Annotated in this window: 14 protein-coding genes; 4 read left to right on the top strand and 10 right to left on the bottom strand. The window is 73.4% G+C overall.

From position 1 onward, the window contains the following. Window positions 1-338: 338 nt before the first annotated feature. Window positions 339-1,082, bottom strand: coding sequence for a GbsR/MarR family transcriptional regulator (locus B0I32_RS15500; protein WP_106239418.1), 744 nt, complete (start codon window positions 1,080-1,082; stop codon window positions 339-341). A gap of 360 nt (window positions 1,083-1,442) precedes the next feature. Between B0I32_RS15500 and B0I32_RS15495 the strand changes: the two genes are divergently transcribed. The 3 genes from B0I32_RS15495 to B0I32_RS15485 are packed head-to-tail and all read left to right on the top strand — an operon-like array spanning window position 1,443 to window position 4,900. Further along, entirely contained in the window at window positions 1,443-2,366 is a 924-nt protein-coding gene (locus B0I32_RS15495) for an SDR family NAD(P)-dependent oxidoreductase (RefSeq protein WP_106239416.1), read from the top strand. Between the two features lie 27 nt (window positions 2,367-2,393). Continuing rightward, a complete protein-coding gene (locus B0I32_RS15490) occupies window positions 2,394-3,290 on the top strand; it encodes an ABC transporter ATP-binding protein (protein WP_106239414.1) in 897 nt (298 codons plus the stop codon). Continuing rightward, window positions 3,287-4,900 carry an ABC transporter permease gene (locus B0I32_RS15485; protein WP_106239411.1) on the top strand — a complete coding sequence of 538 codons (1,614 nt, stop codon included), beginning with the start codon at window positions 3,287-3,289 and terminating at the stop codon, window positions 4,898-4,900. The genes B0I32_RS15490 and B0I32_RS15485 overlap by 4 nt, the downstream gene beginning before the upstream one ends. Window positions 4,901-5,448: 548 nt before the next feature. On the opposite strand, the gene B0I32_RS15475 is transcribed toward B0I32_RS15485, so the two are convergent. The 9 genes from B0I32_RS15475 to B0I32_RS15435 form a co-directional block, all read right to left on the bottom strand. Beyond that, window positions 5,449-5,811 carry an STAS domain-containing protein gene (locus tag B0I32_RS15475; protein WP_106239410.1) on the bottom strand — a complete coding sequence of 121 codons (363 nt, stop codon included), beginning with the start codon at window positions 5,809-5,811 and terminating at the stop codon, window positions 5,449-5,451. Between the two features lie 212 nt (window positions 5,812-6,023). Next, complete coding sequence (locus B0I32_RS15470; RefSeq protein WP_106239407.1) at window positions 6,024-6,926, bottom strand: amidohydrolase family protein; 903 nt, start codon at window positions 6,924-6,926, stop codon at window positions 6,024-6,026. Then, window positions 6,923-8,200, bottom strand: coding sequence for a vWA domain-containing protein (locus B0I32_RS15465; RefSeq protein ID WP_106239405.1), 1,278 nt, complete (start codon window positions 8,198-8,200; stop codon window positions 6,923-6,925). The genes B0I32_RS15470 and B0I32_RS15465 overlap by 4 nt, the downstream gene beginning before the upstream one ends. Further along, on the bottom strand, window positions 8,193-9,053 hold the full coding sequence (locus tag B0I32_RS15460) for an AAA family ATPase (RefSeq protein ID WP_106239403.1): 861 nt from the start codon (window positions 9,051-9,053) through the stop codon (window positions 8,193-8,195). The genes B0I32_RS15465 and B0I32_RS15460 overlap by 8 nt, the downstream gene beginning before the upstream one ends. Next, the gene (locus tag B0I32_RS15455) at window positions 9,050-9,352 is read right to left on the bottom strand and encodes an EthD family reductase (protein WP_106239400.1); all 303 of its coding nucleotides are present in this window, start codon (window positions 9,350-9,352) and stop codon (window positions 9,050-9,052) included. The genes B0I32_RS15460 and B0I32_RS15455 overlap by 4 nt, the downstream gene beginning before the upstream one ends. Further along, entirely contained in the window at window positions 9,346-10,359 is a 1,014-nt protein-coding gene (locus B0I32_RS60930) for a xanthine dehydrogenase family protein molybdopterin-binding subunit (protein WP_106239398.1), read from the bottom strand. Before B0I32_RS60930 ends, B0I32_RS15455 begins: the two co-directional genes overlap by 7 nt. Further along, window positions 10,359-11,747 (bottom strand): xanthine dehydrogenase family protein molybdopterin-binding subunit, encoded by a 1,389-nt coding sequence (locus B0I32_RS60925; RefSeq protein ID WP_106239396.1) that lies wholly within the window; start codon window positions 11,745-11,747, stop codon window positions 10,359-10,361. Before B0I32_RS60925 ends, B0I32_RS60930 begins: the two co-directional genes overlap by 1 nt. Then, window positions 11,744-12,232 (bottom strand): (2Fe-2S)-binding protein, encoded by a 489-nt coding sequence (locus B0I32_RS15440; protein WP_106239393.1) that lies wholly within the window; start codon window positions 12,230-12,232, stop codon window positions 11,744-11,746. The genes B0I32_RS60925 and B0I32_RS15440 overlap by 4 nt, the downstream gene beginning before the upstream one ends. Before the next feature lie 121 nt (window positions 12,233-12,353). Continuing rightward, entirely contained in the window at window positions 12,354-13,163 is an 810-nt protein-coding gene (locus tag B0I32_RS15435) for an FAD binding domain-containing protein (protein WP_106239391.1), read from the bottom strand. Window positions 13,164-13,271: 108 nt separating this feature from the next. Here B0I32_RS15435 and B0I32_RS15430 point away from each other — a divergent pair, with 108 nt between their 5' ends. Beyond that, complete coding sequence (locus B0I32_RS15430; protein WP_106239389.1) at window positions 13,272-13,949, top strand: GntR family transcriptional regulator; 678 nt, start codon at window positions 13,272-13,274, stop codon at window positions 13,947-13,949. The last annotated feature ends 20 nt before the right edge of the window (window positions 13,950-13,969 follow it).

Genomic DNA, 13,969 nt, shown 5'->3' with positions numbered 1-13,969 from the left:
GGCGCATGCGCCGATGTGGTCGAACTCGATCATGCGATCGATTACATCGCAGGCGGGATCGGCCGGTCATCGGACTCAGGTCGAGAGCGGACGGGCGCAGGGATAGCCGTTTCGGGCCGGACGTAGACCCGCGGCCAGGACGATGTGGACCTGGGTAGCCAACGCACCTGGTGAACCTCCCTAGCGAACGCGGCCGGCGAACCTGGATGGCCGACGCACCCGGTGCACCTCGGTAGCGAACGCGGCCGGTGAACCTCGGTGGCCGACGCACCCGGGGGGCGGGCCCGTGCGACGGCAGGAGACGGGGATCGGCTGGAAGGGGGCGGTGGCGTCGTGGGTCAGGAAGTGGGGCTCCAGGAGCCGGCGAAGGCGGTTCTGTAGTGTTCGGCGGAGGCGGCCATGTCGTCGCTGAGCAGCTGGAAGAAGCGGCTCGCGGTCAGGAGTCTGGTGCTGGCCGGGGTGTCCGCGCCGAGCACGTCCGCGCCCTCCCTGACGGTGGCCGCCCACAGCGCCATCGACCGGGTGCCCACCAGCCAGGCGCGGTACCAGACGTCGTCGTCGATGCGGTACCGCTCGCGCCGGTTGTCACGCTCGCGCTTGAGGAGTCCCAGCTGTTCCAGCGCGCCGACCGCCTTGGAGATCGACGCGGGGCTCACCCGCAGCCGTTCGATCAGGTCGGCCACGGTCATGTTCCCGCTGTCGCTGGTGAGCAGGCAGACCATCACCTTGGCCGCCATCGGTGGCCAGCCTCCCGCCAGCAGGCCGGTGAGCTTCTGCTCGTACGCGCGCACCGCCCCCGGGTCGCGCCCTGTGACCTCGTGTCCGCCGTGCTCGTGTCCTCGGGGATCACCGGCGGCGGCCGGCGGCAGTGGCGGGGTGGGACGGCGGCGGGCTCGCCAGGTGGTCGCCTGCTGCGCCCTGGCCGCGTGGTAGCCGTGCGGCCCGCCGTTGCGGGCGATCTCCCGGCCGATGGTGGATCTCGGCCGTCCGAGGCGACGGGCGATCTCCGCGTAGGGGAGCCCTTCGGCCAGCCCGTCGGCGATCGCGCGGCGGTCCTCGTACGTCAGATGGCCTCCAGGCATGAGCCCCTCCCGATCGACGCTGCCGAGCCGAGTATGTCGCCGTTCGAAGGTCGTTGCGACACGCGGCGGGCGGTTGTTGCGTTCGGCGGCAACGTCGTTGCGCCAATCAGTCCGCTTTGAGCTGGGAATACATCGTCAGTACGTTGCCGCCGGCTCGAACGCGGACGTAGCTTTCCCGGTGCGTGAACGATGGCCGTTCCCGCAGAAAAGAAGCGAGATGACCCAGTCACACCTGGCGTCCGCGCCACCGATCGGGCGTGCGGCGGAGTGCCCCTTCGATCCTCCTCCCATACTCACGCGGGTACGTCGGCGTCGCCTTCCCGCTACCGGAGGCGTCCATGCCGTGACGTGGGAGGCGTGATGGCATCGCACCGCACCGGCGTCCGGGAGAAGGCCGGCCGGGTGTGCCTCGTCACCGGCGCCTCGTCCGGCATCGGGCTGGCCACCGCGCTGGAGCTCCTGCGCGCGGGCCACATCGTGTACGGCGCCGCCCGCCGCGTACCCAGGATGACGCCGATCGTGGCAGCGGGAGGATACGCGCTGCCGCTGGACGTCACCGAGGAGGACGACCTCCAGCGCGTCGTCAGCACCCTACTGGACCGGCACGGGCGGATCGACGTGCTGGTCAACAACGCCGGAGCGGTCGTCCACGGCGCGGCCGAGGACACGCCGGTTGCCATGGCGCGTGATCTGTTCGAGGTCAACGTGCTCGCTCCGGCGCGGCTGGCTCAGCTCGTGCTGCCGGGGATGCGGCTGCGCGGGTCGGGCACGATCGTCAACGTATCGTCGATCGGCGGCGTGATCGCCCTGCCGCTCGGCGCCTGGTACTACGCCTCCAAGCACGCACTCGAGGCCTTCTCGGACACACTCCGGATGGAGGTGGAGCAGTTCGGCGTCGACGTGGTCGTCATCCGGCCCGGCGTCATCAGGACCGGCTTCGAGGCGGGGGCCGCCCGGCAACTGCGGGAGGTCTCCGGGCACGGCGCCTACAGCCGGATGGCCGAGGCGATGGCACGCGCGGCCGAGGCGCAGACGATCGCGGAGGCACAGACGGACGCGCAAGCCGACGCGGAAACGCACACGAACGCGCAAGCGGACGTGGACGGCCCGGCGTTCCGAGCGACCGACCCGGTCGTGGTGGCGGAGGTGATCCGGCGGGCCGTCGAGGCGGACCGGCCGCAGACCCGCTACGTCGTCGGATGGCAGGCCGAAGCACTCCTCAACCTCCGCAAATCCCTCACCGACCGGGATTTCGACGCCCGCGTCACCGCCCCGCTGCTATGAACCGCCCTCCCCATCGGAGAACCACCCATGACCCCTGCCATCACCGTCTCAGGACTCGTCAAGACATTCGGGCCCGCCCGCGCGCTCGACGGCCTCGACCTCACCGTGAACACCGGCGAGGTGCACGGCTTCCTCGGCCCCAACGGAGCCGGCAAATCCACCACCATCCGCATCCTGCTGGGCCTGGTGCGCGCCACCTCCGGCACCGTCCGGCTGCTGGGCGGCGATCCCTGGGCCGACGCCGTCGCGCTGCACCGGCGGCTGGCGTACGTACCCGGTGATGTCGAACTGTGGCCGAACCTCACCGGAGGTGAGGTCATCGACGTGCTCGGCCGCCTGCGCGGCGGGATCGACGAGCGGCGCAAGAGAGAGCTGATCGAGCGGTTCGAGCTCGACCCGCGGAAGAAGGCGCGCACCTACTCCAAGGGCAACCGGCAGAAGGTCGCCCTGGTCTCCGCCCTGGCCGCGGACGTCGAGCTGCTCATCCTGGACGAGCCGACGAGCGGTCTGGACCCGCTGATGGAGGCGGTGTTCCAGCAGGTCGTCGCCGAGGTGAAGGCCGCCGGGCGCACCGTGCTGCTGTCCAGCCACATCCTGGCCCAGGTCGAGACCCTGGCCGACCGGATCACCATCGTCAGGGACGGCAGGGCGGTGGAGTCGGGGACGCTGGCGCGGCTGCGGCATCTGACGCGGACGACGATCGCGGCGGAGACGGCCTCCCCCGTCACCGGCCTCGACCGGCTGCCCGGCGTGCACCGGGCGCGGGCCGGGGCGGGGAGTGTCAGCTTCAGCGTGGACGCCGAGCACCTGGACGCGGCCGTCCGGCATCTGACCACGTTCGGCATCCGCTCGCTGGTCAGCCATCCGCCGACGCTGGAGGAGCTCATGCTCCGCCACTACGAGACCGAGGAGGCCGCCGCATGACCGCCACGTCGTCCCGGCCGCGGGACGGAGGCGGCCCGCTGACCGGCACGGGCGCCATGGTCCGGCTGGCGCTGCGCCGTGACCGGCTCAGGCTGCCGATCTGGGTGCTGGTCGTCGTGGCCCTCGTCCCGCGCTTCTATTACGCCGCCACGTCCGCGGTCGTCCCCACGCCGCAGGCGCTGGCCGACGCCACGCGGCTGATCCGGGCCTCGTTCATGCGGGTGCTGGCCGGGCCCTTCTTCGGCGCCGAGGCCGTCACGACGCAGAAGTACTTCCTGGCCGCGTACTGGGTGGAGTTCCTGCTGGCCGCGGCGCTGATGAACATCCTGCTCGTCACCCGGCACACCCGGGCCGAGGAGCAGAGCGGCCGGGCCGAGCTGGTCAGGGCGGCGGTCGTGGGCCGGCCCGCGCAGCTGACGGCGGCGCTGGTCGTGGCCGCGGCGGGCAACGCCGTGCTCGCGCTGCTCGCCGCGGTCGCGGCCGGCGCCATCGGGTTCACGGCCGGCGGCGCGCTGCTGTTCGGCGCCTCCCTCGCCGCCGCCGGGATGGTCTTCGCCGCGGTCGCCGCGGTCACCGCGCAGCTCACCGAGCATCCGAGGGGCGCCACCGGGCTCGCCGGGGCGGTGCTGTTCGTGGCGTGGCTGCTGCGCGGCGCGGGCTCGTTGCAGGCGGAGCAGGGCGGGCCGCTGTTCTGGCTTTCGCCGATCGGCTGGTCGCAGCAGACCCGGGTGCTGGCCGGCGATCGGTGGTGGCCGCTCGGTCTGTCGGTGCTGCTCGCCGCGCTGCTGGTCGCGGCCGCGTACGCGCTGGCGGGCCGGAGGGATCTGGGCGCCGCCCTGGTGGCCGCGCGTCCCGGCACGGCCTGCGCTCCCGTCTGGCTGCGCTCGCCGCTCGCGCTCGCGCTGAGGCTGCGGCGGGCGGCCATCGTGTCGTGGGCGGCGGCGTTCCTCGCCGTGGGCCTCGTCCTGGGCGGCATGACCGGCGCGATGTCGGTCACCGACCTGCCGATCTTCGCCGGGGCGGACTTCGGGCGGGCGTGGCTCGGCCTCATGGTGTTCACCGGGTCCCTCTACACCGGCGTGCACGCGGTGCTGTCGGTCCTGCGGCTGCGTGCTGAGGAGGTGCGCGGGCTCGCCGGTCCGGTGCTGGCCGGGCCGACGAGCAGGCGGGCGTGGTTCGGATCCTCCCTGCTGGCCTCGGCGCTCGCCGTGGTGGCGCTGCTCACGGTGTACGGGGTGGCGCTCGGGGCCGGCGCCGCCCTCTCGACCGGCGACGGAAGGCTCGTCGCCGAGGTCGCCTGGGCGAGCCTGCGCCGCGTGCCGGAGGTGCTGGTCCTGCTCGCCGTGCCCGCCGCCCTGCTCGGGCTCGCCCCGCGCGCGGCCGGCGCGGCGGCCTGGGCCGTGCTCGGCTGCAGCGGGTTCGTCGCGGTCCTGGGGGCGTACCTGCGGCTGCCCGGCCCGCTGGTGAACGCGTCGGTGCTGTCCCACCTGCCCTGGCATCCGCTGGAGGCGGCCGCGCCGGTGGCCACGGTGGTGCTGCTCGGGCTCGCCGCGGCGCTGACGGGCCTCGGCCTGTACGGTCTGCGCCGCCGCGACCTCAGCACGGGATAGGCCTGCCCGCCGGTGCGGAGACGGGGGCGTAATCGGGGCATGCGTGTCGGCATAGCGCGTCATTTCGGCTGGGCCGTGGGCCGTCACCGCGTCGGCCGGTCACCGGGTCGTCGACCGCAGGCGGATCGAGCTGGTCGAGCCGGGCGTGCCGGCCGCGCCCGTCCATCACGACGGCAAGCCGCTCGACGACGGCGCGTTCTCGGCTCTGGTGGCACGGGTGCGGGCGTCGGCGCTCCGGGCGACGGCCGTCTCGCTGGACGAGCTCGCCGCCGCCCTGCCGGGACCGGCGAGGTCCTGCGCGGCCCTCGGACCGCCCTGGACGCAGGATCATCGGACGGCGCTCGCGGCGACGGTCCTGGCGGCGCTCCCCCGCGCCGCTCCGGACGCCGGGCCGGCGGGATCAGAGCGGGATGTTGCCGGGGCAGCCTCGCGCGGGTGCGGCGTCGGCGAGGGCTCGGGCGGGTGCGTGACGGCGGGACGACCGATGCGTTCATGCGGCGCGGCCACCAACGTGGGCGGCGAAGCTTGTCCACAAGCCGCGCCGGCCGTCACTGCGGCGGGCGTACGGCCGGGAGTGCCGCCTCGACGGTGTCGAAGATGGGCAGGTGGGCGTACAGCCCGGTGATCCGCAGCCACTGCCGCACCAGCGGGGCGGGCTGGGTGAAGGCCATCGGCACGCCGGCCTGGCGCAGGCGCTCGGAGGTCGAGAGCAGGCTGGAGATGCCGGCCGAGTCGAGGAACGTCAGCGCTGACAGGTCCACCAGGACAGGTACGCCGGAATCGCCCGCCACGTGCCCGTCGAGCCACGACCGCCAGTCGGCGACGGTCTCCCACACGAGCCCTCCGGCCGGTCTGACGACGAGCACGCCGTGCTCCTCGGCCACGGTCACGGCGATCGCGTTGCCGGGCATCCCGCCTCCCCATGGTGGCCGCGTCGGCTGGCGAGCGGACGGCGGCCGCGTCGCCGCCGGGGCCGGCACCGAACCCCGGCGCTCACCCACAGTACCCGGATCGGGCCGCCGCGTTCGTTCGCGCCGCTCGCACACGCCGCTCGATCGCCCCGGGCAGGCGTCCTGGGCGGATCGTGGCGGTCAGAGGCGGTCAGAGCGTGGTCAGAGCGTGGTCAGAGGCGGTAGACGCGGGTGGCGGTGGCGGTGAAGACGTCGTGGACCTCCTCGACCGTCCGGCCGGCGAGCGCGTCCTGCCAGGCGGTCAGGAGGGTACGCAGGTCGGTCCAGAGCTTCTCGATGGGCAGGTTGCTGCCCCACATGCAGCGGCGGGAGCCGAACAGGTCCAGGCACGTGGCCGTCACCCGTTCGATCAGCGCTCGGTCGACGCGGTGCACGAAGGTGCCCTGGCCGCTGAGCTTGACCACGACGTTGGGCCGTTCGGCCAGCAGCCTCATGCCGCGCGTCCACTCGGCGACGGCGTCGGACCCCACCGGCATGCCGGCGTGCACCAGCACGAACGTGATCTCGGGAAAATCGCCGGCGAGGTCGGCGGCGTCGGCCATCTGGGCGGGGAAGACCTGGAGTTCGAACAGCCAGCCGAGCTCGGCGAGCGTGGCGAGGTTGCGCCGGAAGGTGGCGTCCTTCATCCGGTCGGGGGCTTCGGCGAAGCGGAACTCGGGCCGTTCGTGCCAGTGGAGCTGCAGCCGGGTGCCGCGGACGAGCGGGGTGAGCGCGGCCTGGCGGCGCAGGACGTCGGCGGCGCCGGCGTCGAAGAGGTCGGCGCTGCCGACGACGGCGGTGGGCCAGCCGGTCTCGGCGTGGACGTCGCGCAGCCAGGCGACCTCGTCCAGGGCGCGGCCGAGCGGCCAGTTGGTCTGGACGTAGACCGACGAGGTGATGCCGCAGGGCGCGGCTTCCGCGAGGTATTCGGCGATGGGATAGTCGCGGCGGATCGGCTCGTACGGGCCGAAGATGCGCGGGACCATCTCTCCTTGCAGCCAGGGCAGGTCGGCGGCGCGCCAGATGTGGTGGTGCGCGTCCACGATTCCGGCGCGGTGGTGGGACGGATCGGTCATCGGGCGGCTCCCATGGGGTGCGGGGTCCAGTGCCTGGCGGCGGTGTGGCGCGGGCCGGACAGGACGGCGGGCAGGCGCCGGACCTCCGCCAGCGCGGTGGCCAGGTCGCGGACGCCGCCGAGGTGGTCCAGGCTCGGCAGCTGGGCCGACATGGCGCGGGTGGCGGGACGGTACTCGGGTGAGCAGGCCAGCGGCGTCCACCAGACGAGCCGGTGGCCGAGCCGCGACAGCCGGGCCGTGGCCCGGACCATGGGGGCGGGGTCGCCGCGTTCGAGCCCGTCGGACAGGACGATCACGAGCGCGCCGCGGGCGAGCGCCGCGTAGCGCGGGTTGGCCAGGAAGCGGTGCAGCGCCGCGCCGATCGCCGTGCCGCCGTCGGCGTCGGTGACCAGCCGCGCGACCGACGTCAGCGCGTGGTCGGCGTACGGGTGCGACAGCGCGGCGGTGATCCTGGTGAGCCGGGTGCCGAAGGTGAACACCTCGGTACGGGCGGGCGCGGCGCGCAGCGCGGTGTGCGCCACGCGGAGCAGGTCGGGGGTGTGCTGCCGGAGCGAGCCCGAGACGTCGACCAGGAGGAGCAGGCGGCGGGGGCGGGGCGGGCGGGCGAGGCGGCGCAGGTCGACGATCTCGCCGTCGTGGCGGCGGGCGCGCCGCCAGGCGTGCCGCACGTCCAGCCGGTCGCCCGTCCTGGCCGGGCGGCGGCGTCTGGACGGGGTGGCGGGCAGGGCGGCGGGCCAGGCGGCTTCGAGCGCGCGCATGAGGACGTGCCCGCGTTCGCCGGTGCGGCCGAGGTCCCGCGTGCCGTAGGTGCTCAGGGTGCTGGCCCGGGTGCCGTCGCCGGGCCGCAGCTCGTGCGGCGGCGGGTCGTCGTGGCCCGGCGCGCCGGGGGACGGCGTGCGCTCGTCGTCGCGCGGGAGCGGCGGGTCGTCGAGGGGGCCCTGCCGGAACCAGGCGTCGAAGACGCGGTCGAAGGCGGGCAGGTCGCCGGCGTCCTGGAGCAGGGTGACGCGGGCATACCAGTACAAGGCGGTCAGGTCGGACGGTGGTGACTCGGCGATCACGCGCAGCAGGTCGGCCCGCTTCGGCGGCGCCGCCGGCAGCCCCGCCGCGCGCAGCCCCGTCAGGAACCCCCACAGGTGGTCGGCGGCGAGCCCGGCCGGATCCGCCGCCACCGGGCCGGCCCTCCCGGCGCCCCTCCCGGCGGCCCTCTCGTCGGCCACGTCCGCCGCCACGTCGGTCGCCGGCCGGTCCTCGCTCGCGGCCGGGTCAGGCATCGGTGAACAGCTCCTCGGCGTGGTCGAGGAGGAGCCGGGTGTCCTCCTCGTCCTTGATCAGCAGGCCCAGGGCCCGGCGCAGCGCCACGGGCCACGGGCTGCCGTCCTCCGCAAGCGCCACCGCCCCGCGTGCCCACTCCACCGACTCGGCGATGCCGGGCCGCTTGAGCAGCGGCAGCCGCCGTACCCGCTGCACCGCCGCGACGAGCCCCTCGGCCGCCCGTTCCTCGAGGCCGGGCACCGACGCGCGCAGGATGGCCCGCTCCCGGTCCGGATCGGGGAAGGCGATCCAGTGGTAGAGGCAGCGCCGTTTGAGCGCGTCGTGCAGCTCGCGGGTGCGGTTGGAGGTCAGCACCACGATCGGCGGCGTGCCCGCCCGTACGGTGCCCAGCTCGGGGATGGTGATCTGGAAGTCGCCCAGGAATTCGAGCAGGAACGCCTCGAACTCGCTGTCGGCCCGGTCGATCTCGTCGATGAGCAGCACCGCGCCCCGCTCCGCCCGTACGGCGCGCAGCAGCGGCCGGCGCAGCAGGAACTCCTCGCGGTACAGCTCGCCGACGTCCTGGCCGCGGCTTTCGGCCACCCGGACCTGGAGGAGCTGCTTGGGGTAGTCCCATTCGTACAGCGCCTGGCCGGAGTCGAGCCCTTCGAAGCACTGCAGACGGATCAGCTCCAGCCCGGTGACCCGCGACAGCACCGAGGCGACCTCGGTCTTGCCGACGCCGGGCTCGCCCTCCAGCAGCAGCGGCCGGCCCAGCCGCAGCGCCAGGTGGACGGCCGTGCACAGGCCCTCGTCGGCGAAGTACCTCTCGCCCTCCAGCGCGGCGGCCAGCTCGCCCGGGCGCAGGGTCACAGCTGCGCGTGCTCGGTGGTCAGCAGGTGGACGCGCTGGGAGGTGTGCGCGGCCGCGTCGGCCGCCGCGGCCTTGCCGTGCTCGGAGCCGAACGCGGCGGCGCGGGCGTCCTCGTCGTCGAAGTAGAGCTCGTTCACCGAGTCGTACGCCCCGTCCGCGCCGTTGCTCACGCTGACCGTGTACCTGCGCAGGCCGGGCAGCTTCCTGGCGAACTCGACGTGCTCCTCCACGACCCACTTGGCGAACTCCTCGTGGGACAGTCCCTCGGCCCGCTTGAGCAGGGAGATGACCTTCAGCATGTTTCCTCCGTCTTCAGGGCGTCCAGCCCTCGCAGGACGCGTTCGGGGGTGAACGGCATCGACGTCAGGCGTACGCCGCAGGCGTCGAAGATCGCGTTGGCGATGGCCGGGATGGGGGCGTTCGCCGTCATCTCGCCGATCCCCTTGGCCCCGTACGGGCCGTTGGCGGACGGGCGTTCCAGCAGCAGGCTGTGCTGGACGGGGAGGTCGGCGGGCCCCGGCATCAGGTAGCCGGCGAAGTCGCGGGGCCCGTGGTCGCGGGCCGGGTAGTACGGCTCGGTGGTCTCGAACAGGGCGTGCGAGAGCCCCATCCACGCCCCGCCCTCCACCTGCTGGGTCGCCATGGCGGGGTTGAGCGCCCGGCCGATCTCGTAGGCGTTGAACAGCTCCAGCACCTCGACCACCCCGGTCTCGTCGTCGACCTCGACGACGGCGACCGTGCACGCGTGCGCCTGGCAGGAGTCGGGGTCCATCTCCCCCGTCTCGGGCACGGGCACGCTGGGCTCCTTGAGGTAGATGCCGCGCCCGGAGATCGTCCGCCCGTGCTTGAAGTGCGCGGCCAGCGCCAGGTCGGTGATGTGCACCCGCTTGTCCTGCGCGCCCTTGACCGCGATGTAGCCGGTGCCGTCGGTCTCCAGGTCGGCCGCGTCGACCTCCAGCTCCTCGGCGGCGACCTCCAGCATCACGCCGCGCGCCTCGGCGGCGGCCATGATGACGGCGTTGCCGACGCGGTGGGTGCCGCGGCTGGCGAACGTGCCCATGCAGTGCGGCCCGGTGTCGGTGTCGGCGGTGTCGACCAGGATGTTCTCCATCGGCAGGCCGAGCGTCTCGGCGGCGCACTGGGCGGCGATCGTCTTGATGCCCTGCCCGAGGTCGACGGAGGACAGCGAGATCACGAACGTGCCGGTGGTGGTGGCGTGGACCAGGGCCTGCGAGGGGTCTCCGCCCAGGTTCATGCCGGTCGGGTAGTTGACCGAGGCGTACCCACGGCCGCGCAGCTTCGCCATCACAGCCCCTCTCGTGTCGTGGACGACATCCGGCGGTAGGTCTCGGGCAGCTCGTGCCCGGACATCTCCGCCGCCTTCTGGATCACCTCGACCAGGGCCGTTCCCTCGGCGACCTTGCGGTGCGCCTTGACGTCGCCGTCGCGGTAGGCGTTGAGCAGCCGGAGCTGGAGCGGGTCCATGCCGAGGGTGCGGGCGACCTGGTCCATCTGCGACTCCAGCGCGAAGTCGGCGATGGTGACGCCGAAGCCGCGCATGGCGCTGGACGGGGTGCGGTTGGTGAACACGCAGTGGCAGTCGGCCCACACGTTCGGGATCGCGTAGGGGCCCGGCAGGTGCGCGGCGGCCTTGGTGACGCCGTAGGGGCTGTGGCGGGCGTACGCGCCGGCGTCCACGTACAGGGTGATCTTGCGGCCGATGATCTTGCCGTCGTTCATGACGGCGTCCTTGATGTAGAGGCGTTCGGCGGCGCGCGGCGAGGAGACCTGCATCTCCTCGGCGCGGTCGTAGACGAACTTGACCGGCCGGTCGGTCGCCATCGCGGCGACGCACGCGATCGGCTCGACCACCACGTCCACCTTGCCGCCGAAGCCGCCGCCGACCGTCCCGCCGACGATGCGCAGCTTGTTGAACGGCGTCTCCAGGATCAGCGCGGTGTTGTCGAGGGTGAAGAAGCACGCCTGGGTGTCGGAGTGGATCCGCAGCCGGCCGTCGGCCTGCGGGATCACCACGCAGCCGGTGGTCTCGACGGGCGCCTGCTCGATCGGCGCCGACTGGTAGCGCCACTCGAGGACGTGGTCGGCGCGGGCGAAGGCCGCCTCGACGTCGCCGAAGCGGATCCGCCGGCAGTGGTGGCCCTCGTAGATGAAGTGGTTCTGGCCGTGGTACTCGTTGACCAGCGGCGCGCCCTCGCGCAGCGCCTCCTCGACGTCGAAGACGGGCGGCAGGTCCTCGTAGGTGACCTTGACCCGGGCAGCGCCCTCCAGCGCGGCGGCCTCGGTCTCGGCCACCACGGCGCAGATGGGCTCGCCGAGGTAGCGCACCTTGTCCACGGCCAGGATCGGCTCGTCGTCCGGCCCGACGCCGATCAGCTTGAGCGGGGTGTACAGGTTGTTCGGCACGTCGGCGTGGGTGAGGACGCGCAGGACGCCGGGCACGGCCAGCGCCTCGCCCAGGTCCACGGCGGCGATCCTGGCGTGGTGGCGGGCCGAGCGGTGCATCTTCAGGTGCGCGAGCCGGGGCGGGGCCACGTCCTCGAAGAACTCGGTCCTGCCGGTGACGTGGCCGCGGGCGTCGGAGCGCTGGACCACCGAGCCGATCACGGTGAGGTCGCCACCGCCGCGCTCGGCGGCGAAGGCGGTGGTGTCGACGGGGGCGAGCCGGTACGTCATCGCGTCACCGCCTCCTCCCTGCGCCGGGCGGCCGCCTCCAGGACGGCCTGCACGATGGGCCGGTAGCCGGTGCAGCGGCAGACGTTGCCCGAGATGGCCTCGATCACGTCCTCCTCGCTCGGGTCGGGGTTCCGATCGAGCAGCGCCTCGGCGACCATGATCATGCCGGAGGTGCAGAAGCCGCACTGGGTGGCGAAGCAGTCCACGAAGGCGCTCTGCACCTCGTCCAGGTCGCCGCCGGTGGCGACGCCCTCCAGGGTGCGGACGGACCCGCCGGCCACGGTCTCGACGGCGACCAGGCACGAGGCCTCGGGCCGGCCGTCGACCAGGACCGTACAGCTGCCGCAGGCGCCCTGCGCGCAGCCGCGCTTGGCGGCGGTCAGCCCCAGCGACTCCCGCAGGCACGCGAGCAGGGTGGCTCCCGGCGCGGCGATGAACTCACGGTGCTCGCCGTTGACGACGAGCGAGACGATCTGTGACGGCACGGTCCCACCTCTTCGGATGCGGGCGCTTCAAGGGTGACGGGGTCGGGGATGACAGGGGTCGCTCAAGGGGGTTCAGGTGAGTTGCGAAGCGTTCATGTGCGTTCAGGTGCGTTCAGGTGAGTCAGGACAGGAAGGCGCGGCGGAGGTGCACGGGCAGGACGCGGGCCCGGTACCACGCGCTGGCGTAGGCGTCGTCGAAGGGGTCGATGTCGGCGCGGGCGGCCTGGCCCGCCTCGGTGAGGCTCTCCTCGGTCAGCGGACGGCCGCGCAGCGCCCGTTCCGCGGACGGCGCCCGTACGGGGCGGGGGGCGACGCCGCCCAGCGCGATCCTGCACTCGCCGGCCACGTCCTCGGGGGTGGCCTTCGTGACGACGGCGGCGACGGTGACGATGGAGGCGGAGTTCAGGCGGCGGCGCATGGCCTTGTGGTAGTGCCAGGCGCCCGGTGGAGGCGGTGTGAGCCGTACCGCGACGACGATCTCGCCGGGGGCGAGCCCGGCGGCCAGGACGTCCGCGACCGGCGCGTCCCGCCGGCCGGCCGGTCCGGCGATCTCGCAGGCGGCGTCGAGGGCGAGCAGGCAGACGGCCAGGTCGCCGTACGGCTGCGCGACGAACAGGTTGCCGCCCACGGTGGCCTGGTTACGCAGGGTCGGGGAGGCGATCGTGCGCAGCGCCGGGCGCAGGAACGCGAGCCCGGGATGCTCGGCGACGGCGGTGAGCGTGGCCGCCGCCCCGATCGTGGCCACGCCGTCGCTCACCTCGATGCCGTCCAGGCCCGCGCGGCGCAGGCTGATCAGCTCGGTCACGCCCGCGGATCCGCTGTTGACCAGCGGCATCACGACCGTTCCCCCGCCCATGACCAGGCCGCCGGCGGCCGACCGGGTCACCACGGCTTCGACGGACTCGGGCACGTGCACCGCCTCGATCACCATGTGCGGCCTCCCTGCTCGGGGTTTACGGCGCTATAATTCTCGATAATTGATTATCGAGATTCCCGCGTCAAGAGATCTTCTCCTCTTGCTGATCGGTAGGATCGCGCCATGACCGAAGAGCCCCCGAAGCTGCCGCGGCTCACGCTGGCGCGGCAGATCCGCGACTCGCTGGTCAGCAGGATCGTCTCCGGGCAGGTCAGGCCGGGCGAGCGGCTGGTGGAGACCCGGCTCGCGGCCACCTACGGCACCAGTCAGGCGCCCGTGCGCGAGGCGCTGCGCGAACTGGAGGCCATGCGGCTGGTGGAGACGCTGCCGCGCCGGGGCACGTTCGTGCGCCCGTTCGTACAGGAGACCCTGCGCGAGAGTTACGTGGTGCGGGCCGCGCTGGAGGAGACCGCCACCCGGCTCGCGCTGCTGGCCGGGACGGTGCCGGTGGAGGCGATGCGGGCCGACGTGGAGGCGATGCGGGACGCCGCCGGCCGCGGCGACGACGAGGCGTCGGCGCGGGCGAGCGTGTCGTTCCACCGCCATCTCGTCGAGGCGGCGCGCAACGAGCTGCTCAAGCTCACCTGGGAGAGCCTGCAGATCGAGGCGCGCACCTCGGTCACCATGGTCGCCACCGAGGTCGACCTGCACGACGTCGCCCGCGATCACGCCGAGTTGCTGGCCGCGATCGAGGAGGGCGACCTGGAGACGGCGTGCCGGCAGGCCCGCGACCACCAGTGGCACTACGCCGACCTGCCGCACGACGCCCACGGCCGTACCCGCGACTCCGCCACGGGCTGACCCCTTCCGAGGCGAAATAC

Source organism: Nonomuraea fuscirosea, from assembly GCF_003001935.1.
Taxonomy (GTDB): domain Bacteria; phylum Actinomycetota; class Actinomycetes; order Streptosporangiales; family Streptosporangiaceae; genus Nonomuraea; species Nonomuraea fuscirosea.
Note: the sequence above shows the minus strand (reverse complement) of the source record. Positions and strands in the feature narration are given on the sequence as shown.

Bases quoted from the DNA above. Each gene is read 5' to 3' on its own strand.
- B0I32_RS15430 (WP_106239389.1), top strand. From the start codon at position 13,272: ATGACCGAAGAGCCCCCGAAGCTGCCGCGGCTCACGCTGGCGCGGCAG.
- B0I32_RS15490 (WP_106239414.1), top strand. From the start codon at position 2,394: ATGACCCCTGCCATCACCGTCTCAGGACTCGTCAAGACATTCGGGCCC.
- B0I32_RS15495 (WP_106239416.1), top strand. From the start codon at position 1,443: ATGGCATCGCACCGCACCGGCGTCCGGGAGAAGGCCGGCCGGGTGTGC.
- B0I32_RS15465 (WP_106239405.1), bottom strand. From the start codon at position 8,200: ATGCCTGACCCGGCCGCGAGCGAGGACCGGCCGGCGACCGACGTGGCG.
- B0I32_RS15485 (WP_106239411.1), top strand. From the start codon at position 3,287: ATGACCGCCACGTCGTCCCGGCCGCGGGACGGAGGCGGCCCGCTGACC.
- B0I32_RS60930 (WP_106239398.1), bottom strand. From the start codon at position 10,359: ATGGCGAAGCTGCGCGGCCGTGGGTACGCCTCGGTCAACTACCCGACC.
- B0I32_RS15435 (WP_106239391.1), bottom strand. From the start codon at position 13,163: ATGGTGATCGAGGCGGTGCACGTGCCCGAGTCCGTCGAAGCCGTGGTG.
- B0I32_RS15475 (WP_106239410.1), bottom strand. From the start codon at position 5,811: ATGCCCGGCAACGCGATCGCCGTGACCGTGGCCGAGGAGCACGGCGTG.
- B0I32_RS15500 (WP_106239418.1), bottom strand. From the start codon at position 1,082: ATGCCTGGAGGCCATCTGACGTACGAGGACCGCCGCGCGATCGCCGAC.
- B0I32_RS15455 (WP_106239400.1), bottom strand. From the start codon at position 9,352: ATGCTGAAGGTCATCTCCCTGCTCAAGCGGGCCGAGGGACTGTCCCAC.
- B0I32_RS15470 (WP_106239407.1), bottom strand. From the start codon at position 6,926: ATGACCGATCCGTCCCACCACCGCGCCGGAATCGTGGACGCGCACCAC.
- B0I32_RS60925 (WP_106239396.1), bottom strand. From the start codon at position 11,747: ATGACGTACCGGCTCGCCCCCGTCGACACCACCGCCTTCGCCGCCGAG.